Annotated in this window: 22 protein-coding genes; 6 read left to right on the top strand and 16 right to left on the bottom strand. The window is 45.6% G+C overall.

Annotation, left to right across the window (positions count from 1 at the left end; translation table 11 throughout):
• Nucleotides 1–21 precede the first annotated feature (21 nt).
• The 3 genes from M0696_RS14905 to trmB all read right to left on the bottom strand — a co-directional run bounded on the left by M0696_RS14905 (nucleotide 22) and on the right by trmB (nucleotide 3,562).
• Entirely contained in the window at nucleotides 22–1,722 is a 1,701-nt protein-coding gene (locus M0696_RS14905) for an NAD-dependent malic enzyme (protein WP_222143348.1), read from the bottom strand.
• Between the two features lie 82 nt (nucleotides 1,723–1,804).
• The gene (locus tag M0696_RS14910; protein WP_222143349.1) at nucleotides 1,805–2,650 is read right to left on the bottom strand and encodes a YtnP family quorum-quenching lactonase; all 846 of its coding nucleotides are present in this window, start codon (nucleotides 2,648–2,650) and stop codon (nucleotides 1,805–1,807) included.
• 270 nt (nucleotides 2,651–2,920) lie between these two features.
• Nucleotides 2,921–3,562, bottom strand: coding sequence for a tRNA (guanosine(46)-N7)-methyltransferase TrmB (trmB, locus tag M0696_RS14915; protein ID WP_166849532.1), 642 nt, complete (start codon nucleotides 3,560–3,562; stop codon nucleotides 2,921–2,923).
• A 204-nt stretch (nucleotides 3,563–3,766) separates the two neighbouring features.
• Here trmB and M0696_RS14920 point away from each other — a divergent pair, with 204 nt between their 5' ends.
• Nucleotides 3,767–4,045, top strand: a complete 279-nt coding sequence (locus M0696_RS14920) for a YtzH-like family protein (protein ID WP_003237926.1) — start codon at nucleotides 3,767–3,769, stop codon at nucleotides 4,043–4,045.
• On the opposite strand, the gene M0696_RS14925 is transcribed toward M0696_RS14920, so the two are convergent.
• The 5 genes from M0696_RS14925 to thpR all read right to left on the bottom strand — a co-directional run bounded on the left by M0696_RS14925 (nucleotide 4,046) and on the right by thpR (nucleotide 9,671).
• Nucleotides 4,046–4,843 (bottom strand): phosphotransferase family protein, encoded by a 798-nt coding sequence (locus M0696_RS14925; protein ID WP_166849526.1) that lies wholly within the window; start codon nucleotides 4,841–4,843, stop codon nucleotides 4,046–4,048. It lies immediately after the preceding gene.
• A 179-nt stretch (nucleotides 4,844–5,022) separates the two neighbouring features.
• On the bottom strand, nucleotides 5,023–7,176 hold the full coding sequence (gene pulA, locus M0696_RS14930; protein ID WP_248602103.1) for a type I pullulanase: 2,154 nt from the start codon (nucleotides 7,174–7,176) through the stop codon (nucleotides 5,023–5,025).
• Nucleotides 7,177–7,201: 25 nt separating this feature from the next.
• The gene (locus M0696_RS14935; RefSeq protein WP_248602104.1) at nucleotides 7,202–8,131 is read right to left on the bottom strand and encodes a YegS/Rv2252/BmrU family lipid kinase; all 930 of its coding nucleotides are present in this window, start codon (nucleotides 8,129–8,131) and stop codon (nucleotides 7,202–7,204) included.
• A 48-nt stretch (nucleotides 8,132–8,179) separates the two neighbouring features.
• A complete protein-coding gene (locus M0696_RS14940) occupies nucleotides 8,180–9,094 on the bottom strand; it encodes a hypothetical protein (protein ID WP_248602105.1) in 915 nt (304 codons plus the stop codon).
• 25 nt (nucleotides 9,095–9,119) lie between these two features.
• Complete coding sequence (thpR, locus tag M0696_RS14945) at nucleotides 9,120–9,671, bottom strand: RNA 2',3'-cyclic phosphodiesterase (RefSeq protein WP_222143352.1); 552 nt, start codon at nucleotides 9,669–9,671, stop codon at nucleotides 9,120–9,122.
• Between the two features lie 148 nt (nucleotides 9,672–9,819).
• On the opposite strand from thpR, the gene cysK reads away from it, so the two are divergent.
• Nucleotides 9,820–10,755, top strand: coding sequence for a cysteine synthase A (cysK, locus tag M0696_RS14950; protein WP_222143353.1), 936 nt, complete (start codon nucleotides 9,820–9,822; stop codon nucleotides 10,753–10,755).
• 32 nt (nucleotides 10,756–10,787) lie between these two features.
• Here cysK and pepV read toward each other — a convergent pair whose 3' ends face one another.
• Entirely contained in the window at nucleotides 10,788–12,179 is a 1,392-nt protein-coding gene (pepV, locus tag M0696_RS14955) for a dipeptidase PepV (protein ID WP_248602106.1), read from the bottom strand.
• Between the two features lie 96 nt (nucleotides 12,180–12,275).
• On the opposite strand from pepV, the gene pbuO reads away from it, so the two are divergent.
• Nucleotides 12,276–13,574 carry a hypoxanthine/guanine permease PbuO gene (pbuO, locus tag M0696_RS14960; protein ID WP_166849503.1) on the top strand — a complete coding sequence of 433 codons (1,299 nt, stop codon included), beginning with the start codon at nucleotides 12,276–12,278 and terminating at the stop codon, nucleotides 13,572–13,574.
• 38 nt (nucleotides 13,575–13,612) lie between these two features.
• Here the strand turns inward: pbuO and M0696_RS14965 are convergent, their stop codons facing one another.
• Both M0696_RS14965 and M0696_RS14970 read right to left on the bottom strand, forming a co-directional pair.
• Nucleotides 13,613–14,770: an ABC transporter permease gene (locus M0696_RS14965; RefSeq protein WP_248602107.1), complete on the bottom strand. Its 1,158-nt coding sequence runs from the start codon at nucleotides 14,768–14,770 to the stop codon at nucleotides 13,613–13,615.
• The gene (locus tag M0696_RS14970; protein ID WP_222143356.1) at nucleotides 14,767–15,477 is read right to left on the bottom strand and encodes an ABC transporter ATP-binding protein; all 711 of its coding nucleotides are present in this window, start codon (nucleotides 15,475–15,477) and stop codon (nucleotides 14,767–14,769) included. The genes M0696_RS14965 and M0696_RS14970 overlap by 4 nt, the downstream gene beginning before the upstream one ends.
• 289 nt (nucleotides 15,478–15,766) lie before the next feature.
• Between M0696_RS14970 and M0696_RS14975 the strand changes: the two genes are divergently transcribed.
• Nucleotides 15,767–15,988 carry a DeoR family transcriptional regulator gene (locus M0696_RS14975; protein ID WP_003152337.1) on the top strand — a complete coding sequence of 74 codons (222 nt, stop codon included), beginning with the start codon at nucleotides 15,767–15,769 and terminating at the stop codon, nucleotides 15,986–15,988.
• 120 nt (nucleotides 15,989–16,108) lie between these two features.
• Here M0696_RS14975 and M0696_RS14980 read toward each other — a convergent pair whose 3' ends face one another.
• Together M0696_RS14980 and murJ are read right to left on the bottom strand one after the other, a co-directional pair.
• Nucleotides 16,109–16,828 (bottom strand): pseudouridine synthase, encoded by a 720-nt coding sequence (locus M0696_RS14980; RefSeq protein ID WP_248602108.1) that lies wholly within the window; start codon nucleotides 16,826–16,828, stop codon nucleotides 16,109–16,111.
• A 66-nt stretch (nucleotides 16,829–16,894) separates the two neighbouring features.
• Nucleotides 16,895–18,529 carry a lipid II flippase MurJ gene (gene murJ, locus M0696_RS14985; protein ID WP_166849491.1) on the bottom strand — a complete coding sequence of 545 codons (1,635 nt, stop codon included), beginning with the start codon at nucleotides 18,527–18,529 and terminating at the stop codon, nucleotides 16,895–16,897.
• Nucleotides 18,530–18,733: 204 nt separating this feature from the next.
• Here murJ and M0696_RS14990 point away from each other — a divergent pair, with 204 nt between their 5' ends.
• Together M0696_RS14990 and opuD are read left to right on the top strand one after the other, a co-directional pair.
• Nucleotides 18,734–19,996 carry a BaiN/RdsA family NAD(P)/FAD-dependent oxidoreductase gene (locus M0696_RS14990; RefSeq protein WP_222143425.1) on the top strand — a complete coding sequence of 421 codons (1,263 nt, stop codon included), beginning with the start codon at nucleotides 18,734–18,736 and terminating at the stop codon, nucleotides 19,994–19,996.
• Nucleotides 19,997–20,185: 189 nt separating this feature from the next.
• Nucleotides 20,186–21,721 (top strand): glycine betaine transporter OpuD, encoded by a 1,536-nt coding sequence (gene opuD / locus M0696_RS14995; protein ID WP_166849487.1) that lies wholly within the window; start codon nucleotides 20,186–20,188, stop codon nucleotides 21,719–21,721.
• A 37-nt stretch (nucleotides 21,722–21,758) separates the two neighbouring features.
• On the opposite strand, the gene M0696_RS15000 is transcribed toward opuD, so the two are convergent.
• The 3 genes from M0696_RS15000 to M0696_RS15010 form a co-directional block, all read right to left on the bottom strand.
• Nucleotides 21,759–21,941 carry a sporulation protein Cse60 gene (locus tag M0696_RS15000; RefSeq protein ID WP_003223398.1) on the bottom strand — a complete coding sequence of 61 codons (183 nt, stop codon included), beginning with the start codon at nucleotides 21,939–21,941 and terminating at the stop codon, nucleotides 21,759–21,761.
• Nucleotides 21,942–22,008: 67 nt separating this feature from the next.
• Entirely contained in the window at nucleotides 22,009–22,677 is a 669-nt protein-coding gene (locus M0696_RS15005) for a YesL family protein (protein WP_222143357.1), read from the bottom strand.
• 20 nt (nucleotides 22,678–22,697) lie between these two features.
• On the bottom strand, nucleotides 22,698–23,984 hold the full coding sequence (locus M0696_RS15010) for a Gfo/Idh/MocA family protein (protein WP_166849482.1): 1,287 nt from the start codon (nucleotides 23,982–23,984) through the stop codon (nucleotides 22,698–22,700).
• Nucleotides 23,985–23,990: the final 6 nt, after the last annotated feature.

Here is a 23,990-nt window from a genome sequence, read left to right on the forward strand (position 1 = left end):
CCATGCAGCGGCTCTTTTTTATTATATCGCGCGAATTGGTTTATATACCGGATACCACATCGCGTCCTGCACAGCCTGTATGATGTCGTCAGGCTCTTCCGTCGCAACGCCTTCTTTAATTGTGGTTTTAGCGACTTCAACTGCAACGGTTGCCGATACAGTCCGCAAATCCTCTACTTTCGGAAGCATCGGCGCGCCAGGCACACCGACATTGACCATACTTGCAATCGCGCGTGCACATGCTTCAAACATGCCATCAGTTATTAATTTTGATTTGGTGACAATTGTTCCAAGCCCGAGCCCGGGGAAAACAAGCGCGTTGTTTGCTTGGCCGATATGGTACGTTACGCCGTTATATTCCACCGGGGAAAACGGGCTTCCTGTCGTGACCAGCGCGCGGCCCTCCGTCCATTCGATTAAATCCTGCGGTTTTGCTTCAGAAAGAGTTGTCGGATTTGACATCGGCAAAATGGCCGGACGTTTTACGTGTGAAGCCATTTCTTTTACAATTTCTTCAGTAAATGCGCCGGAAACAGTTGATGTCCCGATCAGGATCGTCGGTTTCGCCTGCCGGACCACTTCAAGGAGATCAATCCCCCCGCCTTCTCCGTTCCGCCGATAATCCTTCACCTCATCAGCCGGACGGGCATAAGGCTTTTGGAAATCGAGAAGCTGATCCATATCATCTGTTAACAGCCCGTTTCGGTCTATGCACCAGAAGCGCTGGTATGATTCTTCCTCACTCAGCCCTTCGCGCACCAATGCTTCCCGCAGCTGTTCAGCTATTCCGATTCCTGCTGTTCCCGCTCCGAATATGACAACTCTGTGATCCCTCAACGGCACTTTAGACGCTTTTGCACAGGATAAGACTGCCGCCAGTGAAACAGCGCCTGTACCTTGGATATCATCATTAAATGTACATACTTTATCTTTATAGCGTTTCAAAATGCTGCGCGCATTTTTCGCTCCGAAATCCTCCCAGTGCAGCAATGCATTGGGGAACGTTTCTCTTGCCAGCGCAACATAATCGTCAATAAATTGGTCATAGCGTTCCCCACGCACTCTGGAATGCTGATTGCCGACATAAAGCGGGTCGTTTAAGAGGCTCTCCTGATTTGTCCCCGCATCTAAAACGACAGCCAGCACTCTGCTTGGGTCAATGCCGGCAGCTGCCGTATAAACCGCAAGTTTGCCGATAGAAATCGCGATTCCGCCGACGCCCCAGTCTCCGATTCCTAAAATTCCTTCCGCATCAGTTGCAACAATTAAATCAATCGTATCGCTTTGATCTTTATACTGTTTAAATGCTTCTTTCATACCGTCCGGGTCATCGATTGACAGATAGAGTCCTCTAGGCTTTCTGTATTCATGGCTGTATCTCTGGATCGCCGTTCCGACTGTCGGCGTGTAGACAATCGGGAGCATTTCCCCTAAATGGTCATTTAACAGGCGGTAAAACAGCGTTTCATTCCGATCGTGTAGTGCCGTTAAATAGACATTCTTGCTCAAATCGTCAGGCTGTGCGGAATATTGTTCGTACGCTCTTTTCGCCTGATCTTCAATCGTTAATACCTTCGGCGGCAGAAAGCCTTTTAAACCAAGTTCTTTTCTTTCTTCCTCAGTAAAAGCAACACCTTTGTTCAAAAAAGGAACAGAGAGTACTTCAAGGCCTCTTAATGTTGTTTGAATGTCTCCTTCGTTTGTTACTTTGAATTGTTTCACCCTGCCTCTTCCTTTCTGAGCATAATTAGTACTAGGTTTGCATTATTAGCCGGAAAACATGCAGGGTAAACATAAAAATATGCTATTGCTTCATTCGCTTGACTGAATCTTTGATGTTTCCATCCTCATCCCATTTAAGCGCGCGAAATCCAGCATCATGATAAAAAATAAACCAAGCGTCTCTTTCCGCTGCAAATGCCTGCCACTTCTGCTTTTGCGGTATAGAGGTCATCGGATAATCATCGTAAGCCAGCACCCATAGCGGATTGCGGTGGGCGTGTGTCGGCATCAGATCTGCCATATGTACGGCGGTTTCACCCGCATCCTCGCATATAAGTACACTGTGTCCGTCGCTATGGCCTCCGGTGTGGTGCATAGTAATTCCCTCTGTGATCGTTAAGGTGTCTTCAAAGGTTTTGACTTGGCCGGCAACAGCCTCCCAGTTTTCTTTCCAATACGTATTTTTCGATCTGATATTTGGATGGCGCATTTCATTCCATTCAACAGCTGATGCATAAATCACTGCATTCGGAAAGACAGAGACGAGCTGATCTCCTTCATATTCCGTTAAACCGCATGCATGGTCGAAATGAAGATGTGTCATAGCGACTACGTCTACATCAGCAACCGTCAATCCAAGTGCCGTTAATGATGCTTTCACGCTCGACTCTTGTGTCACTCCATAGTTTCGTTTTTGTTTATCAGTCATCTTGCCGGACCCAATTCCGGCGTCGACGATGATATTGAGCCCGTCCTTTTGAATGAGGATAGGATCTGTCCTTAGTTCAATCTGGTTTTTTTCATTGACTGGATATTTTTTGGACCATAGCGGCTTTGGAACGACGCCGAACATGGCGCCTCCGTCCATATGCGTCACGCCTCCATCAAGCCAGGTCAACATGATGTTTCCAATTTTCATTGTTTCCATTTTCATCCCCCCCTGTCATCATGGTAGCAAACGGGCCATAAAAAAAACAGACTCCTGTCAGAGTCTGTTCATCGTGTCGGCAAACCCTTGCATTCGTTGTCAGGACTGCGCTCCGGTGCTCACGAATTTTAGCATTCGCTACGCTCCCGTGCTCGCCCTTCCTAGACTTCAAGGGTTTTCAATTACGCTGAAAAGATGACAAAATCCTAAAACAATAAACTGTTTTAGGATTTTGTCAATAAACTGAACAGACTCCTGTCAGAGTCTGTTTTACGTTCTCCATTCAACCTCAGCCCGATAGATCGGCTGGCCGAGTGCTGAGAATTTTTCTTCATATTCTGTCATAATATTGCCTTCCAGATTGCTGTTATGCAAATCGAGACTGACATATGTCAGCAGCAGGCCGTACTCAGAAAAGCTCTTCAAAGAGTACTCAAACAAGCCGCGGTTGTCCGTTTTAAAATGAATCGCTCCGCCTTTTCCCATTACTTCTTCATATTTTTTGAGGAAGTGGGAATATGTCAGACGGCGTTTTTCGTGGCGTTTCTTCGGCCACGGATCAGAAAAGTTCAAGTAGACCCGTTTGACTTCACCCGGCTCAAACACATCCGTCAGCGTGTCCGCGTCTATATTCAGAAGCTTTACATTCGGCGTTTCGCTGTCTTTTACTTTTTGGACGGCTGTCACGATAACGCTTTTAAATAACTCAATCCCAATATAATTGATGTCCGGATTTTGTTTGGCCATTCCTGAAATGAATTGCCCTTTTCCTGTACCAACTTCGATATGAATCGGATTGTCGTTGCCAAACACTGTGTTCCATTTTCCTTTATAATCAGCAGGATTGCTGATGGCAATATCTGCGTTCTCAGCCAAAAAGTCATCAGCCCAAGGCTTGTGGCGCATTCTCATATGATTGACACCTCTATCTATTATTTCGACTAACAACATACCATGAATTAAAAAGACCCGCAAGATCGTTTTTCCAGTGTGCCTTCTAGGGCCGATTATATAAAAAAAGAAGTTTCCGTCTGCCGGAACACTCCTTTTACATGCATAAAAACGCTCTATTTTGAACAATTTAACCCGTATGATACTGAAGGGATGTGTACCGTTATGGGTTTACATTATGAGCATCAAGTTCATTTATTGAAGGATATATTGACTGACCATCAATTGGACTGCTGCGGAACCGTCGCAGAGTACGAGCAGCTTGAGCGTGTGATTAAATCGCTGATGGCAAACACCGAGCTCGATTCAAACTTCAAAAACGTGCTGGAAGATGTTTACCGCTACAGCCAATCAGGAATATCGTCCAAATCCATCGACTCACACATACAAGAGCATCAGAACAGCCTGTCTCAATGGGTAGAGCAGATGGATTCGTATTCCTGATTATTCAACGATACGTTTCATGAGAATATGCAGTTCTTCCATTGCGTCATGAAATTCCTTATCATTGCCTTTTGCTTTGTGCCAGGCAATGAAAGTGATTGTTTCAGATAACACATACCAAGCCATTCGTAACCGCAGGCTTTCTGTTAACTCAATGCCGTACATGCTCAGCCAGCTCTCCCAAGCTGGCTTTTCGACGTAGTGGTACAGCAAAGGCCCTAGATCCATCGCCGGATCAGCGATCATGGCGCCGTCCCAGTCAATTAAATACAGCTGGTTGTCTTCAGACAATAGCCAGTTATTATGATTGACATCACAATGGCAAACGACTTTCTCACCGAAATGCACTTCATGCAGATGTTCTTCTAAATACTTGATTCCTTCTTGAATCAGCGGCGAAGATTGCTGCACACTAAATACAGCTTGCTTCAGCTGAGACAGAAGAGCCTCCGGGTTCAGCGGTTCTTTTCCAAGTCTCTTTAGCATGTCCAGCAAGGCTTTTGATGTGTGTATTTTACGAAGCAATTCAGCAACGGGCCGTCCGCTCATATCTTTAGGCTTCAGCTCTCTGCCGGTCATCCAGTGCTGAGCCGTAATGACGTCCCCATTTTCCATCCGTTTTGTCCAAACCAGCTTCGGAACAATGCCTTCGGCGGATAAAACAGCTAAAAAAGGTGAGCTATTACGTTTTAAAAAAAGCTGCTGCCCGTTATGTTTCGCATAATATGCATCTCCTGTAGCTCCTCCGGCGGGGAAGATCTCCCAATCGCTACCTAGTAATTGTCCCAACCAGTTCATATCAATGTTCAACCCATCATTTCTTAAAATATTTTAGAATAAAGGCTAATCGTCTCTAGTCTATCCAGCGAGTGCCTTTTTCGTACGAATCGTATGAAAATAAAAAAGACAGCTATTGAGAGTCTCATATGCTAATCAATAGCCGTCCTTTAAATTTTAGCGCTATAGCACAAACTTCGTCAAGCAAAACTCTTAAGATCTGATGCTAAATATAAGATAACCGTTCCGATGCCGTTTACCGCAACCGCTTTCTTAATTTCTATTTGATGATGAAAGCCTGAAGTATCACATAAAAGCCGGTACGTTTTATCGTTTGGCAGCTTCCATTCAACGAAGTCCGGACTCGCGTGATGAATGACGATGATGTCTTCCCATTCATCAATCTCGTTAAGGTCATAAAGCCTGTATGCGATAAGGTGTTCTTTTAGCGTTAAACATTCAAGATGACGCTGGATGTCTGCAGCGGAATTAAGACGAAATGCACGATGCGTTAATCTCAGCGAAATCAGCCTGCGGATATAGTCAACATCTTCTTTGAACGTTTCACGACGATCCCAATCCAGCTGGTTGATGCTGTCACTGGATTGATAGCTGTTTTCCACTCCCTGCTTCGTCCTGAAAAATTCCTGTCCGCTGTGAATGAACGGCACCCCTTGGGCAAGCAAGATGATCGCCGCTGCCAGCCTTTGCCTGCTTCTCTTTTGGCTGTCAGTTTCTTTAGAAAGCGCAAAGCCCATTTTATCCCAAAAGGTGTGATTGTCGTGTGACTCAACATAGTTGATGGACTGGCTGGGTTCAGGAACAATCGGTGCTAATACCTTCCATCCGGAAGAGCCTGCAATTCCGTGCATGACGGTTTCCGCAGCTTCACCGCTTCCGAGCGCAAAGCCCGCTGCCATGGGGTGAAAGGTATTCCCTTTCACAGCGTCACGAAACGTATCATTAAAAAAGCCGATGCCCGGCATTTTTGTAGCGTTCGCCAAAATCGCTTTTTGTTCATGCGGCAGCGGTGTCGCCAAATCCCATCCTTCCCCGAAGAGCAGGATTCCTGGCTTTATCGCAGTTGCTTTTTCCTTCATATAAAGCACCGTATCAATATCTAAAATGCCGAGCAGATCAAAGCGGAAGCCGTCGACATCGTATTCCTCTATCCAGTAGGTGACGCAATCCGCAATGAATTTTCGCGCCATCCGTCTTTCTGACGCGACATCATTGCCAACGCCGGTGCCGTTTGAAGGCATCCCAAATTCGTCATGCCGAAAAAAATAACCTGGCACTGTCTTTTCAAAAGGGGAATTCTCCCTCTCATAGACGTGGTTATAGACGACATCCAGAATGACTCGCAGGCCGTGCTGATGAAGGGTTTTAATCATTTGTTTTAACTCTGTTTTTCTTGTTTGAGGATCATGAGGATTTGAGGCATAGCTTCCCTCCGGGGCAAAAAAATGAAGCGGGTTATAACCCCAATTGTAAGCATCAAGCGGCTTCTCTTCATCAACTCCGGCAAAATCATTTACCGGCAGAAGCTCTACGTGTGTAACACCGAGCTCTTTTACATACGCCAGACCGGAAGAACAGCCATTTGCGGTTTGCGTATCCGTTTCCGTCAGCGCTAAGTATTTCCCCTTGTTTTTCATGCCGCTGTTTTCATGGATGGAGAAGTCGCGGATGTGCATCTCATAGATGACGGCATCCACAGGGTTTGAGAATGGTTTGAGCGGGCCAGCCCACTTCACTTGATCCGGGCGCAGGACGACCCCCTTCTCTCCATTTACTGTCACCGCCTTTGCATACGGGTCAACCGTTTCTGTCCATTCTGAATTGTTGCAGATGCAGAACACATACTCATACCCGTGGAGATCACCAGTGACAGTAACGGTGTAGACTCCTTTTTCCATCCGAATCATTTGGAATGTGCGCCCGCTTTTATTTGGATGTGAAAGCTTGACTGCAGCTGAGGTTGCGACAGGCGCCCATACTTTAAATTCAGTATAATCCGCAGTGTAAACGGCCCCCAGCTCTCCGTCATAATAGAATGAGTCATCAAAGGCGTCCGTCCGGATGACCGCGCCAATTTGGAGATCCGTTTTGTCGCCGCTGGACGCTCTGACGGCATGCATTTTTCCGAATGTCATTGGACGGTCAGATACGCAAACAAACTTGTATGCTGATTCAAGACGGTATTCTTCCCTGACAGCCAGAGGAAAAACTGCAGTTTCTGTCTCAAGCCAAAAAGGCGGTTTCATGATTTCTTTTTGTTCAGCGGGAATCAGAATGGTAATGATATTTATGTCATCGACATACGCTTCGAAGCTGCGGCTGATGCTGACCATTGGAAGCTCTCTCCTCCAAACACGTTTATGTTTTGACCTTTAGGGGCGAAGGACTCGATGCCAGACGAAACGGGGTGGTGCCCATGATTTCTCCGTCAGCATGGAACGGAATTTTGTCCTTCGTGTAAAACGTAATGTCCTTTGCTTTAAACATCGTAACGCCGTCCATCTTTGTATGTTTTCCAAATGCCATCAGACATAAAAGCCAATATTTTTTCAAGAACGGCTGATTTTCAACGACCACGATATCAAATGCCTTCTCACGCGGATTTGCAAGCGGCGCCGCCTTCATGCCGCCCCCGTAAAATGGATGGTTGGATACAACTGCAAACCAGACATCATGAAATTCTTGCGTTTCTCCTTCTATTGTACAGGCTAATGAAAACGGCTTAAAGGTCGCCGAGGCATGCAAATGAGAAAGCGGATACACAAGAAATCGAAGGCGAAGAAAAAGAAAAAAACGTTTCAACGGAAATTCCATCGCCTTTTTATTGACATATGCGTCAAACCCAATCCCGATATGATTCATAAAATAAAGAATCTGCGATTTATCCTGCAGGAAATTGACGCTCCCTAAATGAAAGGTTCGGGTTAACGGACGCTTTAACTTCTTGATTTCCTTTATCAGATCGATTTTTTTAATAGAGAATCCTCTCGAAAAATCATTATACGCGCCCGCCGGCACAAAGCTCAGTTCAATATCGTCAACATCTTTCAACCCGTTAACAACTTCATGCATGGTTCCGTCTCCGCCAATGACAATCAGGCGCTTCAGCTTATATTCCTGTATCGTTGAAATCTGCCTGGCGAGCACCTCAGCGTGTCCCGGATGTTCAGTTAAAAATGAACGGTGCTCAATCTTTCGTTTGATCAATTCCTTTTGAATGGACTTCCAAACCCGCAGGCCGTTTCGATGCCCTGCTGTCGGATTAATAATAAAAAACCAATGGCTCACTTTTCTCACCTGCTTATGTTATGAGAAAACCGCTCAAATCGTTCTCTTTTACTCCAGCCACTCTTGTCTGCGATAGGAGTCAGACATGCAGTAAGACAATAGGGCCTTTGCAGCCTTTACCTGATGATGTTTAATCGGAGCAGTATTTTTCTTCTGCCGCTCAATCCATTCTTCTGCGCCCCGCTTATCTGCTATTTCTAAGCCGTATGGCGGTTCCGGGTAATCGATGTACGACGTTCTGCTCAGAAGCAATTTTCGAACCGGAATCTCAGCCTGTTTTTCCTTTATGATCTTTGACACAACGGAATCCGTGCGAAACAGGCTCAACCCCGGATTTAACACTGATGCAGTCTGAGAGGCTGTTTTCTTCTCCCAAAAACGATTTTTAGACCCGATGTACACACTGTCTTCCTCCGCCTCTAAAAAAGAAACGCAATAAATGTCAAGCGGGGAAATAACCACAATGCTTAATTCAACCGCCGCCTGCTGAATTTGCAGTACAGGTTTATACATAATGAAATAAGAATCAGGCAGCTGCTGGGTCAGATAACGCAAAATGCGGTCTTGCTTCACCTGGTTTGAGAGATGAGATATTTCTGAAAGAGTAGAGCTTGCCCACTTAAGCTGAAAGTCATATAAATGTCTTTTATAAAAAGAAGCAAGCGCCATCCTGCTCTTCGGCAGCCTTACATGTAGATCGTCTTCTTCCTCAAACCATTGGTGTCTCTCTTCTTGTATATCGGCTTTTATCTCTTCTTTTCTTCTTTTCAATGAAAATTTTTTTCGTTTCTGCACCGGTTCCGGCTCTTCGGCACTGGCTTGTCTTGCTTCATGCTGGCGCTCCGCTGCTTCTAATAGTGAAAGCCAGCGCTCTTTTTTCAGCCGTACAAACTGGTTCATATAATGGTACGGATCAAGCTCATATCTCGATATATAATCATGAATTTTGATGATTTGTGCCATATTCGTTTCTCCACTCCGCAATGAATTAAGATAAATGAAATTTGACTATTTCCTCATATTTTGGTGATTGATTCAAGTGTATTTGAAAGAGCGAAAACCGTTCAGCCATCATCGAAACCTCGCCGCTTTCAAACGGAACATGTGCCGGAAATCCTTCCTCGCCTGTCCATTTTCTAGCCAGCGTCATATGAGGGTGATACGGTCTTTTTTCCACTTGAAAGCCGGCTTGAAGAACAGCCTGTTTCATATGTTCCCGCAGCATTTCAAGCGTTCTGTTTTTCTTTGGCTCCAGATGTAAAACACGCGGCCTTCTGCGGTCGCCGAATACATCTATTTTGCCAAACTCAATCGGAAACGGATCAGTTTCTGAAGCAATCACAGCTAGTGAGCCTTCAAGCTGCTGGATTTGTGTCTCATCCGCCGCTCCGAGAAAAATCAACGTGATATGGTAGTCAAGCGGGTGCACCCATTTTTGAAATGTCAAAACTGGCTCGTTTTTCGCAGCTTGGTAAATCGGATTTGCAATTCCCTCAGGAATGGGAACACCGATGAAATAATGAGGCCGTATATCTGGCATCCGTCTGATACTCCCTTCTTTAACAGCTATTATTTTATCAATAAAGAGGCTGTGCGAATAGAGGAACAGTGTATGAAAACACTCTCACACAAACGTTTATTATGTTAGGATATTATATGACACTTGTTTTATTCAGAAAGGAATGACAATGTTGAAAATCGTTAAAAACACAGCTGATCTGATAGGAGATACACCGCTTGTGAGATTGAATCGGCTTCAGCCGGAAAATGCAGCACAAGTCTATTTAAAGCTTGAATTCTTCAATCCAAGCGGCAGTGTGAAAGACAGAGCCGCTTATCATATGATCATAGAAGCAGAACAAAACGGTTTGCTCCAGCCGGGCTCAGTTATTATAGAGCCGACAAGCGGAAATACCGGAATCGGACTCGCCATGAATGCGGCAGCACGCGGCTATAAAGCGATCTTAGTTATGCCTGATACGATGACGAAGGAACGGATCAACCTATTAAAAGCTTACGGCGCAGAAGTTGTATTAACACCCGGAGCGGAAAGAATGCCGGGCAGCATCAAAAAAGCAAAAGAGCTTGCCGAACAAATTCCGAACAGCTATATTCCAATGCAGTTCGATAACACTGCGAATCCTGACGCGCACCGGAAAACGACGGCACCTGAAATTGCCCGGGCAATAGAGGAAATCGGAAAACCGCTCGGCGCTTTTGTAGCGTCTTCCGGAACGGGCGGAACCATTACCGGAACAGGTGAAGCGCTCAAAGAGCTTTTTCCGGATATCACGGTTCATGTTGTCGAGCCTGCGGGTTCGCCTGTATTATCCGGAGGAAAACCCGGTGCACATAAGCTTGTAGGGACAAGCCCAGGTTTCATACCTCCGATTTTAAATCAAGACGTATATGATGAAATTATCAAAATTTCTGATGAAGACGCCTATACGACGACTAGACGCCTCGCTGCTGAAGAAGGAATTCTTGTCGGGCCTTCGTCAGGCGCTGCCTGCTTCGCGGCAATCGAAACAGCGAAACGCCTCTCTCCTGACCAAGTCGTAGTCTGTATGATAGCCGATACGGGAGAACGGTATTTATCAACTGATTTATGGTCATTTGTTTAAAAAAGGACTGGCTTCAGAAGAAGCCGGTCCTTTTATTTTGCAAGTTCGTAGATCGCCTGCGCATATAGCGCTGTCGATCTGAGCAGGTCATCGATTTCGATATATTCATCCTTTTGGTGTGCGCTGTCAGGACGTCCGGGGAAGAGCGGGCCGAACGCGACACCGGCTTTTAAAGATCTAGCATAAGTCCCCCCGCCGATTGAGATTAAATCAGCTTTTTTGCCCAGCTGGCCTTCATAAACCTTTTGCAGAGTTTTGACTAACGGATGGTCTGCTGACACGTGATGAGGCTTACTGTCTTTGAATTCTCCCAGCTCAAATTCAGATGCGCTTTCGAATGCATCGCGGATTACTTTGCTTTCTGCGGTTACAGGATAGCGGATATTGATCCCGAGCTCTCCTCCTTGCCCTTCCGTATAGCGCAGTGTTCCGACATTTAATGTAAGCTCGCCGCTAATGTCATCCTCACAATCAATATTCAGTTTCTTTCCTCTCGTATCGTCTGAAAACTTGTCTGTCACGACTTGCACAAATCGCTGTCCTGCTTCGTCAAGCTCAGCCTGCTGGAGAAATTCACACAATAAAAGACCGGCATTGATTCCATTATTCGGTTCCATCGCATGGCAGGAAAGCCCGTACATACGCAAAATGAGCTGTCCGTTCTCTATTCCAGCTTCTCCTTTTTGATCTGTCGTGCGAAGCATGTCTTCAAACGAAGCAAGAATCTCTTCTTTTTTCGGCCCTTTAATAACAGCTTCCGCAGCGTCAGGCACCATGTTCAAGCGAAGGCCTGACTGAAATGAGACAAGCACTGCCTCTGCATTGGCTTGGTTTGAGCGGTGCGGGATGAGTAATGAAGCATCAACAATCCCTTTTTCCGCGTTAATAATCGGAAAATCGGCGTCAGGCGCAAATCCCAGCGTTGGCATTTCTTCAAGCTTGAAATAATGCTCCACACATCTCCAATCGCTTTCTTCGTCTGTTCCGATAATGATTCTGACACGCTTGGACAGCGGCAGATTCATATCTTTCACGATTTTCAGCGCGTAGAATGCTGCCATCGTCGGACCTTTGTCATCAATGGCGCCTCTTGCATAAATTCGTCCGTTACGGATATCAGCTGAAAACGGATCACTCGTCCATCCGTCTCCTGGCGGCACGACGTCAACATGGCAAAGTACGCCGACAATGTCATCGCCCTCTCCCCATTCAATATGACCTGCGAAGCCGTCAAGATTCTTTGTTGTAAAGCCTTCTTTTTCTCCGAGCTCCAGCAGTGAAGTCAGGCTGGCGTTTACTCCTTCTCCAAACGGTTTGCCGGGTCCGGCGGTTGTTTCGTCCATTACACTGTTGATTCTCAAAAATTCCTGCGTATCACGAATTAAATCCTCTTTTTTTCTGATCACTTCGACTTCCCAGTTCATAACGATCCCCTTTCCGCAAGAAATGACTTGCAAAAACAAAATAAAACGAATAATATTAATGGTGTTTTGTTAAAACGTTCGTAATTGGAGGATACTATGTTTCATCTAAAAGAGCAGCAAACATCCATAAAGCAAGAAATCATAGCAGGGCTGACCACCTTTTTCACAATGGTCTATATCGTCGTGGTTAATCCGGTCATTCTGGCTAACGCCGGAGTTCCTTTCGACCAGGTTTTCACCGCAACGATTATTGCCTCCATTGTCGGAACGCTGTGGATGGCCCTGGCAGCAAATTATCCGATTGCTATTGCGCCCGGCATGGGCTTGAACGCTTATTTAGCCTTTCATGTCGTAAGCGCAAGCGATGGCGGCATTACGTACGCAACAGCTTTCAGCGCTGTATTTACAGCAGGGGTTCTCTTCATTATTCTATCGTTAACACCTTTAAGAAAACAACTTATAGAAGCGATTCCAAATAATTTAAAATACGGGATCACAACAGGGATCGGTCTGTTTATTGCTTTTATCGGTTTGCGGCAGGCGGGAATTGTGGCGGCTGATGAGTCAAACCTGGTTACTCTCGGCAATCTGCATTCACCTGGTGTTATATTAACACTGATCGGCCTACTGATCAGTGTAGTCTTAATGGTGCTGAATGTCAGCGGCGCCTTATTCATCGGAATGGCAGCTACCGCTTTGATCGCCTTTTTTACCGGGCAGCTGCATTTTCCAAAGGGCTTTATGTCGCTTCCTCATTTGCCGGAAGGATTGATCATCTCTAATCCGTTTTCCGCCTTTGGCGATGTCGTCCATCACGGCCTGTACGCTGTCGTCTTTTCTTTTCTATTGGTCACGATTTTTGATACGACCGGCACGATGATCGGTGTTGCCGAGCAAGCCGGGCTGATGAAGAACAACAAGCTGCCGAACGTGCGAAAAGCGCTGCTTGCAGATTCGACCGCGACGACAGTAGGAGCTGTTTTCGGCACAAGTCCGACAACTGCATTTATCGAATCTTCCGCTGGTGTCGCAGCTGGGGGAAGAACAGGGCTTACGGCTTTGACTGTTGCGGTGCTGTTTGCGGTTTCAATGTTTTTCAGTCCGCTAGTCAGCGCCTTATCCGGTATAGCCGCCATCACCTCTCCTGCTTTGATTATTGTCGGCAGCCTGATGATGAGCTCGGTTTCCAATATGAATTGGAAAGAGATGGACGAGGCATTTCCTGCGTTTCTCGTCATTCTGGCCATGCCTTTGACATCCAGCATTTCTACAGGAATTGCGCTCGGCTTTATTTCATATCCGATCGTAAAAGCAGCGCGGGGAAAATGGAGAGAGATTCATCCGCTCGTCATCATTTTCGCCATTCTGTTTTTCATCCAGCTGTTTATTTTATAACACATAGAGAAAACCCAAACGCCAGCCGTTTGGGTTTTTTATGTAAACAATAAAGACACAGTAGCCGCTAAAAAACAGCAGGTGACAAACGCATAATGCAGCGTGTGTATACAGCTTTTTCTGGCCCGGTAATACTCATCACTTTCCTTATCGGCTCCAATTAAAATAGGCGCATCCATCACTTTGTCAAAGATAAGCGTTAGGATATAACGGCAAACGCCTATGTACACCAGCAGCGCAATCAGTTTCAGCCAGATTGGGGACATAATGATAAGAATCATGAATGCTGACAGCAGCATGCACATCCGCCTCGTATACTCACCATTCCTCAGCATGACTTTAAAAAACAATTCCTTATAGCCTGTACAGATCGTCCGTCTTTTAAATATCCTATTTGAATTTCGGTATAATAACGGTTTTCTTCTCATCCTGTCTTTCACTTTCGGGATTCCCGCCTCCTGGCTCATCATCATCACAAGCCCGGCAAGCGCAAGCCTGCTTTTTTTCTCTTCAGTTACCTCTGATTCAAAAGCCGAGAACGAAGCTGCCTTTTTCAAACCGCGGACGAATGCGAATATCAAAAACAAAATGCCAATGAGCGCAAGCAAACGCCACTCAGTGAAAACGATCAGGACAGTAGAACCAGAGAAAAGAACGGCCCTGAAAAGAATTTCGGCAATCCGTCTCGAAATGGAACGCGGCTTTCTGACCCTGTCTTGCTTTAAGGATAAAAAGAATGTATGAAGGCCAAACAGGTAACACAATAGAGCAATACTTTCTGCCAATGTGACGTGAACAGAATAACTGATAAAGGGAAGAACAATGAAAAAGAGCAACAGCCATTTGGCGAGCGTGACCAAAAAAGAATACACCAGCGCGTACCGTTTGAGCTGATAGATCATCTCTTTCTTTTGCAGCAAAAACACTTTGTCTGCTTCCATTAAAAACGTATGGATTGAGCCTGTGCACACGATCAGCACACACACAGCGTACAGCCATCTCCATTCCATCATTTCAGACCACTCATAAAAAAGGCCTCTTTCGTTCATCAAATCGATATACTGATAGATGACAAAAGCAAGCCCCGGCAAAACAATGTAGAGAGCGACTGTCCAGTCAATGACCGCATGGAATACTCTAAACTGATACCTATAATAGTCAAACAGCCTACGAAAAAAGAGCGATCGCCCGTTCATGGCTGATCACCTTGGACCGCCTTATAAAAACAGTCAAGCAATGACTGCCCCGCTAATCCGGTCTGGTCCTGAATATCTTTAAACGTGCCCTGGAGAAACAAAGACCCTTTCTCAATCATGTAAAACCGGTCGCAGATTTTTTCCGCGGTATCGAGTACGTGTGTACACATGAGAATGCCGGCGCCCCGATCTTTTTCAGCCTGAAGCATGTCCACAAAACGTTTCGTCGATATCGGATCAAGGCCGATAAATGGTTCATCAATCACATACATATCCGGCTTTGATAGAAAAGCCTGAATAAGCATCAGTTTTTGCTGCATACCTTTTGAAAAGGTGACAGGCAGCTCGTGCATGACTTGATCAAGCGAAAACGTTCGCAGCAAGTTTTCGGCCCGGTGCGCAAATTCACTCTCTTCAATACCGCGGAGCGTGCTGATCAGATCCAAATGCTCCCACAGCGTTAATTCTTCGTAAAAGGACGGATGCTCTGGAATATATGCAAATGTACAGTCGTTCCAGGCAATATGCCCTTTAAAGTCTTCTGAGAGGCCGAGTATCGCCTTGATTGCGGTGCTTTTTCCAGCGCCGTTAGCTCCAATTAGACCGACTAGCTCCCCTTTTTCGACTTCCAAAAAAACATCGGTGAGCACCTTTTTTCGGCTTGTATACCCTGCCTGTTCTATTGAAGCTTCAAGCAATTTTGTCAAATCTCATCCACCTCCAAAATTTACTACGAAACAGAATAAAAAAAGTTTCTTTAACCATAATAATATTGTGTCGAAATACATAGTAATCCAACAAGGATGGCTGCCCAGCTCAAATTGGAAAAAATTAATAGGAGTTATCCCTAGATTCATCACTGCGATATCGTGTATAATGAGGGCGAATTATTTTAAACATTACAGATGTCTGCCTTTGTTGCTATTTCGTACGCAGTTGATAGTCGTGAGTTGTGGTTAGTCAAGTCCATCCGATCTTATGATAGGGAGTGGTTTTTTGAAACCTTCAACAAACCGTATGCTAACTCGAATCAAATCAGTTTACATGTTTATCCAAGAAAAAGGTCTTGTGACAACACAAGAACTGGTTGACGAATTCGGCATTACACCTAGAACGATTCAAAGAGACTTAAATGTGTTGGCATATAATGATCTTGTTCATAGTCCAAGCCGTGGCAAGTGGGAGACAACGAGAAAGAAAGTAAAGATTACCTCATAAATTGAAAAATTACATAGGGCCGCCTGCGAGCGGCCTGATAGATACAGGGCGAAGAAACTTCTGAGCCTTGTTTTTGTGTGCTTATAAATAAAAAATCCCGCATTTCGATGCGGGATTTTTTTATGCTTGCGGCTCATTCAGCCACTTTAGCTCTTCCTCTGTAAGCTCACGGTATTCTCCCGGCTCCAGAGCGGGATCTAATGAAACTGGCCCCATTGAAAGTCGCTTTAGATAAATGACTTCATTGCCGACAGCCTTTGCCATCTGCTTGACCTGATGGTATTTTCCTTCTGTAATCGTCAGGTATATCACGGTATTGCCGTTGTCGTTTGCTTTGATTTCCACTTTCGCCGGCTTTGTTTTATAGCCGCCTTCAATGTAGACACCCGTTTCTAAATCGGAGATGCCTTCCGGTGAAATCTGTGATTTTAAATGGACTTCATATGTTTTGGGAACATGTTTTTTAGGCGACAGGAGCCGATGTGCGAGCTGGCCGTCATTTGTGAGCAGCAAAAAGCCCTCTGTATCTTTATCAAGCCTGCCGGCGGGGAACGGCTCAAACCTTATCTCCTCCGGCGTCAGCAGATCGACCACTGTTTGCTGCCGGCTGTCCTCAGTCGCCGACAGCACTCCCTGCGGCTTATTCATCATAAGATAAATGAACTCGCGGTAATCAACCGGTTCCCCGTATACCGTAACCTCCTGCGTATCTGGATCAACGTGCGCCTTTACATCTTTGGCCGGTTTGCCGTCGACCATGACTGCCCCCGCCTTCACAACGGCTTTGACTTCTTTTCTGGAACCATACCCGCTGTTGGCAAGCAGCTTATCAAGTCTCATACCCAATCTCTCCTTTATAAAAGAAAGCCCGCAGTATGCGAGCCCTCAGTTTCATATATTTGTTCATCAGCCGGCATGTCTGCCTCTCTTTAAGAACCCCGGCAAACGGCGGCCTAATATTTTCTGCAAAAATCCTAATCGGTAGCCACAATACAGGTAGACAGCTCCGCCAACAGCGGCCGCAATCACCACAACGATCGCAGCTTGCACCTGGCCATCCTGGTAGGAAATAAAGAAGCTTAATAGCCACTGTACGATTTTCACGGCAATACCCATAATGGCTGATAAAACCAGCATCAAAACAGTCCGTTTGACTAATATCTTGTACGAATAGCCTGCATGGCGCTTAATCATGATAAATCCGTATAAAAGTGAAGCGATATATCCAAGCGCTGTCGCTAAAATCGCGCCGTCAGCCTGCATCAGCTTGATCAAAGGAACATTCAGCACAAGTTTGATCACGACGCCGATCACTAGACTGACAACCGCAAATTTTTGTTTATTGATGCCCTGCAGAATGGCTGCGTTGACCGTAAATAAAGAGAACAGAATCGCAACTGGCGAGTACCAAAGCAGAATGTTTGCCCCCAGTTCTGGATGAAGGCTCTCTGATCCGTAAAAGAACGTATACGTAGGTCCTGACAATAGAGAGATACCGACAACAGCCGGAATAATCAAAAACAGGATCGTCTGCATCGTTTGATTGATCTGCTGATTCAGCAGCTTATAGTTTCCGCTTGTAAACGATTCAGTAATCGTTGGAATTAATGTCAGGCCGAAAGCCGTTGCAAGGGAAACCGGGATCATCACGAGCTTCTGCACATACAGGGTAAGAATCGCCAGCATGTCCTGACTGATGGCTTGATGGCCGGCTTCAATCATCGCTTTGTTAAACGTATTTGTATCAATATAGTTATACAAAGGGATGGCTAGTCCGACAAAAACGTACGGAGCAGCATAGCTGAACAGCTCAAAAAACATTTTCTTGTAGCTTAGGTTTGCTGTCGGTCCCGTATTGGGCATCATCGCCAGCAGACTGCCCTTCCGTTTGTTCCAATAAATATAAAGTACGATCAGTCCGCCGAAGGCGCCGATCAGCGCTGCGAAAGTTGCATAACCGACAGCGATCACAAGGCCGCCGTTCAAAACCTTCAAAATCAAGAATGTCGCACTGAGTAAAAAGATGATGCGGACAATCTGCTCAACAACTTGGGAAACAGCTGTCGGCCCCATCATTTGGTGACCTTGAAAGAATCCGCGGACAAGGCTCATAATCGGCACGACCAAAAGCGCTAAGCTGACCATGCGGATGACATAGACGACATGATCAATTGTCAAACCGTTATTATCCTTGCCTCCCAGCGATATTTCCGCAAAAATCGGAGCGGATAAATACAGAATGAAAAAGGCAATCATTCCTGTGACGAGCATAACCGACATGCCCGCCTTGAGCATTTTTCTGCTTGTTTCATAATCCCCTTTGGAATTATATTTGGAAACAAATTTAGAAACAGCGGCTGGAAAGCCCATCGTAGCAATATTCAAAAATAAAGTGTATTGGTTGTATCCGTATTGAAATAATGCACCGCCTGTCGCCCCGACCATAATGCTGAAGGGAATTAAATAGACCATTCCCAGAATCCGCGATATATATGTACCGAGCGTTAATACAAACGTGCCTCTTAACAGTTTGCTTGACATGTTTCTTCATCACCATTTTCTACGAAGATTCAACTTTTCTATTTTACCACAACTGGGCATTTAGACGGTAATAAATACAAAAGCAATCTTATGAACATTCAGGTTCGCGGCAAAAGACGTTTAAGGAGAGGCCTTCTTTCGCTATAATAATATTGCGGACGGGGTGTTCGCACACGAAACGGAAAAAGAAAGTTGATGATAAAGATGAAACAATATGACGTAATCGTAATCGGCGGAGGCCCTTCAGGCTTGATGGCTGCGATTGCAGCAGGTGAACAGGGCGCAGATGTTTTGCTGATCGATAAAGGAAATAAATTAGGGCGGAAACTCGCGATTTCCGGGGGTGGCCGCTGCAATGTGACGAACCGCCTTCCTGTGGAGGAAATTATTAAGCACATCCCCGGCAATGGACGTTTTTTATACAGTGCGTTTTCTGAATTTAGTAATGAAGACATTATCAAGTTTTTTGAAAATCTCGGCATTCAATTGAAGGAAGAGGATCATGGCCGGATGTTTCCTGTGACAGACAAAGCCCAAAGTGTCGTTGACGCGCTGTTAAACAGGCTGAAACAGCTTCGCGTCACGATCAGAACGAATGAGAAAATTAAATCTGTCATCTATGAAGATGGACAAGCAGCAGGGATTGTGACGAATAACGGCGAATTGATCCATAGTCAGGCTGTCATTATCGCTGTCGGCGGTAAAAGTGTGCCTCATACCGGAAGCACGGGAGACGGCTATGAATGGGCTGAAGCCGCGGGCCATACCATAACAGAGCTGTTTCCGACAGAGGTTCCCGTTACATCTGCCGAACCGTTCATTAAGCAAAAAACACTTCAGGGCTTATCACTAAGAGATGTTGCTGTCAGTGTGTTAAATAAAAAAGGCAAACCGGTCATCACACATAAAATGGACATGCTGTTTACCCATTTCGGCCTCTCCGGACCTGCCATTCTGAGATGCAGCCAATTTGTCGTGAAAGAGCTGAAAAAACAGCCGCAAGTACCGATCAGAATTGATCTATATCCGGATATCAATGAAGAAACACTATTCCAAAAGATGTATAAAGAACTGAAGGAAGCACCGAAAAAAGCCATTAAAAACGTACTGAAACCTTGGATGCAGGAGCGCTATCTCCTATTCTTGCTCGAAAAAAACAGCATCTCTCCGAACGTATCGTTTTCTGAGCTGCCGAAGGACCCTTTCAGACAATTTGTAAAGGACTGCAAGCAGTTTACAATACTCGCAAACGGCACACTGTCTCTTGATAAGGCATTTGTCACAGGGGGAGGGGTATCTGTAAAAGAAATTGATCCAAAAAAGATGGCTTCTAAAAAAATGGAGGGGCTTTATTTTTGCGGTGAAATTCTGGATATCCACGGCTACACAGGAGGGTACAATATTACCTCAGCCCTTGTAACAGGAAGGCTTGCGGGGCTGAATGCCGGTCGCTTTTCCCGTTCTTGACAAGTCTTTTCAATTTTGTACAAAACGCTGAACATTTGAAAATTCTCCGCATTCATGTTACGGTGGGACTTGTTTTGTTTCACCTGATTGCGGGGTAATTTTAAGAGAGGAATGATCTGCCAGAGTACGACCATACTAAGCCTACGAGCAGATATAGGCGTACACAAAAAATTTAGAGGGTGAGAATACTTGAAAAATATATCTAGTGTATTTTGGATTGTGATTGTGATCACAGCTGCCGCTGTATTGTGGGGCGTTGTTTCTCCTGACAGCCTGCAGAACGTATCCCAATCCGCACAATCATTTATCACCAATTCGTTTGGTTGGTATTATCTTTTAGTTGTCTCTTTGTTTGTCGGGTTCTGTCTCTTTTTGATTTTCAGCCCGATCGGAAAAATCAAACTCGGAAAGCCCGATGAAAAACCGGAATTCGGGTTATTATCATGGTTTGCCATGCTGTTCAGCGCAGGCATGGGAATCGGCTTGGTATTCTACGGTGCGGCTGAACCGATCAGCCATTACGCAATTAGCTCTCCATCAGGTGAAACAGAAACCCCCCAAGCCTTTAGAGATGCACTCCGCTATACGTTTTTCCACTGGGGTCTGCACGCTTGGGCCATCTATGCCGTTGTGGCATTATGCATCGCTTATTTCCAATTCCGAAAAGGCGCTCCAGGATTAATCAGCAGTACGCTGTCACCGATTCTCGGCGATAAAGTAAACGGCCCAATCGGAAAACTGATTGACTGTATTGCTGTTTTTGCCACAGTCGTCGGGGTAGCGACAAGCCTTGGTATCGGGGCGACTCAAATTAACGGCGGATTGAGTTACTTATTTGGCATTCCAAATAACTTTCTCGTTCAATTTATTTTGATAGCCGTTGTTACTGTGCTCTTCTTGATTTCTGCGTGGAGCGGACTCGGAAAAGGCATTAAGTACTTGAGCAACACCAATATGGTATTAGCTGGACTGTTAATGCTGTTTGTGCTGTTTGCCGGACCTACCGTACTGATTATGAACTCATTTACAGATTCTATCGGACAGTATATACAAAACATTGTGCAAATGAGCTTCAGACTGACGCCGTACGATCCTGAAAAACGTGAATGGATTAACGGCTGGACGATTTTCTATTGGGCATGGTGGATTTCCTGGTCTCCATTTGTCGGCATTTTCATCGCCCGGGTATCCCGAGGACGGACGATCCGTGAATTTTTGATCGGTGTCTTGGTAACACCATGTATTCTCGCGTTCCTATGGTTCTCTATCTTTGGTGTATCGGCTATGGATCTTCAGCAGAACGGCACATTCAATGTAGCCAAGCTGTCAACTGAAACGATGCTGTTTGGAACACTTGACCATTATCCTCTGGCGATGGTGACATCTATTTTGTCATTAATCCTGATCGCTGTGTTCTTTATTACGTCTGCTGACTCTGCAACATTTGTTCTCGGCATGCAGACGACATACGGTTCATTGAACCCGGCCAATTCAGTAAAATTCAGCTGGGGCATCATTCAATCTGCCATGGCTGCTGTCCTCTTGTATTCCGGCGGGCTTTCCGCTTTGCAAAACACAGCGATTCTGGCAGCGCTGCCGTTTTCTATCGTCATCCTGCTGATGATTGCCGCTCTCTATAAATCGCTCTCTAAAGAACGAAGAGAGATCAAAAAAGCAGAGAAAATCGACAAACCGAGAAGTCCAAGAGTGAAAAAGGCATATTAACAAAAAAGATCTTTCCGCACCTGCGGGAAGATCTTTTTTATTTGCGATATAGAATAAGGGCGGAAAAACAGTAAAGCTGCTCGCCGTCTGGGTCGCACGCCGCCGAAACCGTATATTTGATATCAATCAGCTGCTCCTCCGATATCCCTTTTAGAAATGAATTGATTTCCGTCTGTAAGTCTTTTTCATGCTCTTCATCAAATACTGCCACCTTCAGCATCTTATCCGCTCTCCTTTCTCTATCAATCTATTCCGTTTGGAACAGCGTTATGATAGAGAAATGATGATCACCTCATCTTCGGATAAAAAGCTTCCCGTGTATGGTGTTTTCTCTGCGGCTCATCGTCTTGCTGCTCCACTTTGAGCAGCACAGCATAAACGATTCGCATATGACAGTAGCTGATCAGGCTGACGCTGAAAAAAGGGACAATGCCGGGCAGGAACGCAAGCAAGAAAAGGAGAGCCACTGTCAGCGCAAGCATCACGAGTGTATATTGCAAATAGGCTACACTGAGCAAGAGCGAAAACTTCACGTACAGACGTTTTTTCCAATCAAAATGGACAAGCAGCGGAAACACATAAAAAAGCATGGATACGAACAAAAATCCAAATATCATAATGGCGAAGCGCAGGACATGCAGGAGGAAATGGCTCGGATAAATAAAGGCCAAATCAATATAAATAATCAATCCGATGATGGCCAGTACAGCACCGATCAAATTTGAACGAAAAAATTCTGCCTTGTATTCCCGCCAAAACGTTTTTAGCACTGGAACGCTGTCCTGCCCCTGAACCCATTTCCGCATGACAGCGAATAAAGCTGCGGTCGCGGGCATGACGCCGAACACACCGAGACCGAGCAACGTAAAAAACAGCCAAAGCAGGTTTGTATAAGCAAATCTCATGATCCACTCACAAAAGCGCAGCACCCGCCCCATTGAACCATCATGCTCCACAGCGGCCCCTCCTTTTCGCATTATACATTTTGCATCTGAAAAAGCCTTTTAATGTCGATCGGCTTCTTTTCAGCAACCGAGCGCCACATCCCCTCACCAACCGCGATGGAGTAAGCTCCTGCTTCAGCCCCGGCTAAAATGTCATAGCGGCGCAACGGGTCTTTTCCTAAAAAAAGATCTTCAAGCAATAACGGATCGCCTCCACCGTGCCCGCCCTCGTTTTTGACCACTTGTATCGTCTGCTTTGATTCAAAGAGCGGATAATATTCAATCGTCTGCTCAGGAAAAGCAAACGGAATTCTGGAAGGCTCGTGAAATTCATTTGATTCGATACGCCCTTTTGTGCCATTGATTGTCAGCCGGTAGCCTTCATACGGGGCGGAAAATATGATCGAGTAGCTTAAAAGCGCACCGCCGTCATATTTGACAGCCGCCACGTACGTATCCTCAATGTCAATTTCCTCGTCAAAAATACACGCGTCAGGCCTGTATGCAGTATATAAGCTGGACTGGTCCCCCGTTTGGAGGTGATCATCCTTAACAGAGGCTTTGGAGGAGCGGGGATGCCATCTTGAATAGTAATGGCATTTTTCTTTGACGCTGCACGTCCCGCAAAAACGCCCGTCTTCTTCCGGCAGCGGGTTCCACTCACTGTCCGGCCCATAGTAATTCAAGGCGCCGTAAGCAAATACCTCCGCCGGATTTTGCCCGAGCCACCAATTAACGAGATCGAAGTGGTGTGTTGATTTATGGACAGAAAGACCGCCAGAAAGTGGTCTTGACCGGTTCCAGCGTTTAAAATAGCTGGCGCCGTGATACGTATCAATATACCAATTCAAATCAACAGAGGTTACCCTGCCTATTTTTCCGTCCAGAATCATTTCTTTAATTTTCCGATGAAACGGGCTATAGCGATAGTTAAACGCCACGGTGACATTTCCTTTGCTTTTCGCCTCCGCCTCAAGCACCCGATTCGCATCCTGTACCGTCGTCACCATTGGTTTTTCTGTAATCACATCCATATCCCACTGAAGGCTTTTTAAGATATATGCGACATGGGTGTCATCCCTGCCTGCTACAATGACGATATCAGGCTTTGAAACGCGCATCATCTCATCAAAAGCATCTTCGTTGTACTCCGGCACGTGGGCAAGCTCGGGAAACTTCTTCTTGCATACGGCAAAACGTTTCGGATCAGCATCCAGCAATCCTGTAATCTCATAATGTGTTGAAAACCGCTCCATCAGCGGTTTGATAAACATACTGAGAGCTCTGCTGCTCACTCCGCAAATGACGATGTTCTTCAATGTCCT

Origin of the sequence: Bacillus rugosus (assembly GCF_023238245.1) — a bacterium.
Classification (GTDB): Bacteria; Bacillota; Bacilli; order Bacillales; family Bacillaceae; genus Bacillus; species Bacillus rugosus.

Coding starts and splice junctions, on each gene's coding strand:
- M0696_RS14910 (WP_222143349.1), bottom strand. CDS start 2,650: ATGGAAACAATGAAAATTGGAAACATCATGTTGACCTGGCTTGATGGA.
- trmB (WP_166849532.1), bottom strand. CDS start 3,562: ATGAGAATGCGCCACAAGCCTTGGGCTGATGACTTTTTGGCTGAGAAC.
- M0696_RS14920 (WP_003237926.1), top strand. CDS start 3,767: ATGGGTTTACATTATGAGCATCAAGTTCATTTATTGAAGGATATATTG.
- M0696_RS14925 (WP_166849526.1), bottom strand. CDS start 4,843: ATGAACTGGTTGGGACAATTACTAGGTAGCGATTGGGAGATCTTCCCC.
- pulA (WP_248602103.1), bottom strand. CDS start 7,176: ATGGTCAGCATCAGCCGCAGCTTCGAAGCGTATGTCGATGACATAAAT.
- M0696_RS14940 (WP_248602105.1), bottom strand. CDS start 9,094: ATGGCACAAATCATCAAAATTCATGATTATATATCGAGATATGAGCTT.
- thpR (WP_222143352.1), bottom strand. CDS start 9,671: ATGCCAGATATACGGCCTCATTATTTCATCGGTGTTCCCATTCCTGAG.
- cysK (WP_222143353.1), top strand. CDS start 9,820: ATGTTGAAAATCGTTAAAAACACAGCTGATCTGATAGGAGATACACCG.
- pepV (WP_248602106.1), bottom strand. CDS start 12,179: ATGAACTGGGAAGTCGAAGTGATCAGAAAAAAAGAGGATTTAATTCGT.
- pbuO (WP_166849503.1), top strand. CDS start 12,276: ATGTTTCATCTAAAAGAGCAGCAAACATCCATAAAGCAAGAAATCATA.
- M0696_RS14965 (WP_248602107.1), bottom strand. CDS start 14,770: ATGAACGGGCGATCGCTCTTTTTTCGTAGGCTGTTTGACTATTATAGG.
- M0696_RS14980 (WP_248602108.1), bottom strand. CDS start 16,828: ATGAGACTTGATAAGCTGCTTGCCAACAGCGGGTATGGTTCCAGAAAA.
- murJ (WP_166849491.1), bottom strand. CDS start 18,529: ATGTCAAGCAAACTGTTAAGAGGCACGTTTGTATTAACGCTCGGTACA.
- M0696_RS14990 (WP_222143425.1), top strand. CDS start 18,734: ATGAAACAATATGACGTAATCGTAATCGGCGGAGGCCCTTCAGGCTTG.
- M0696_RS15000 (WP_003223398.1), bottom strand. CDS start 21,941: ATGCTGAAGGTGGCAGTATTTGATGAAGAGCATGAAAAAGACTTACAG.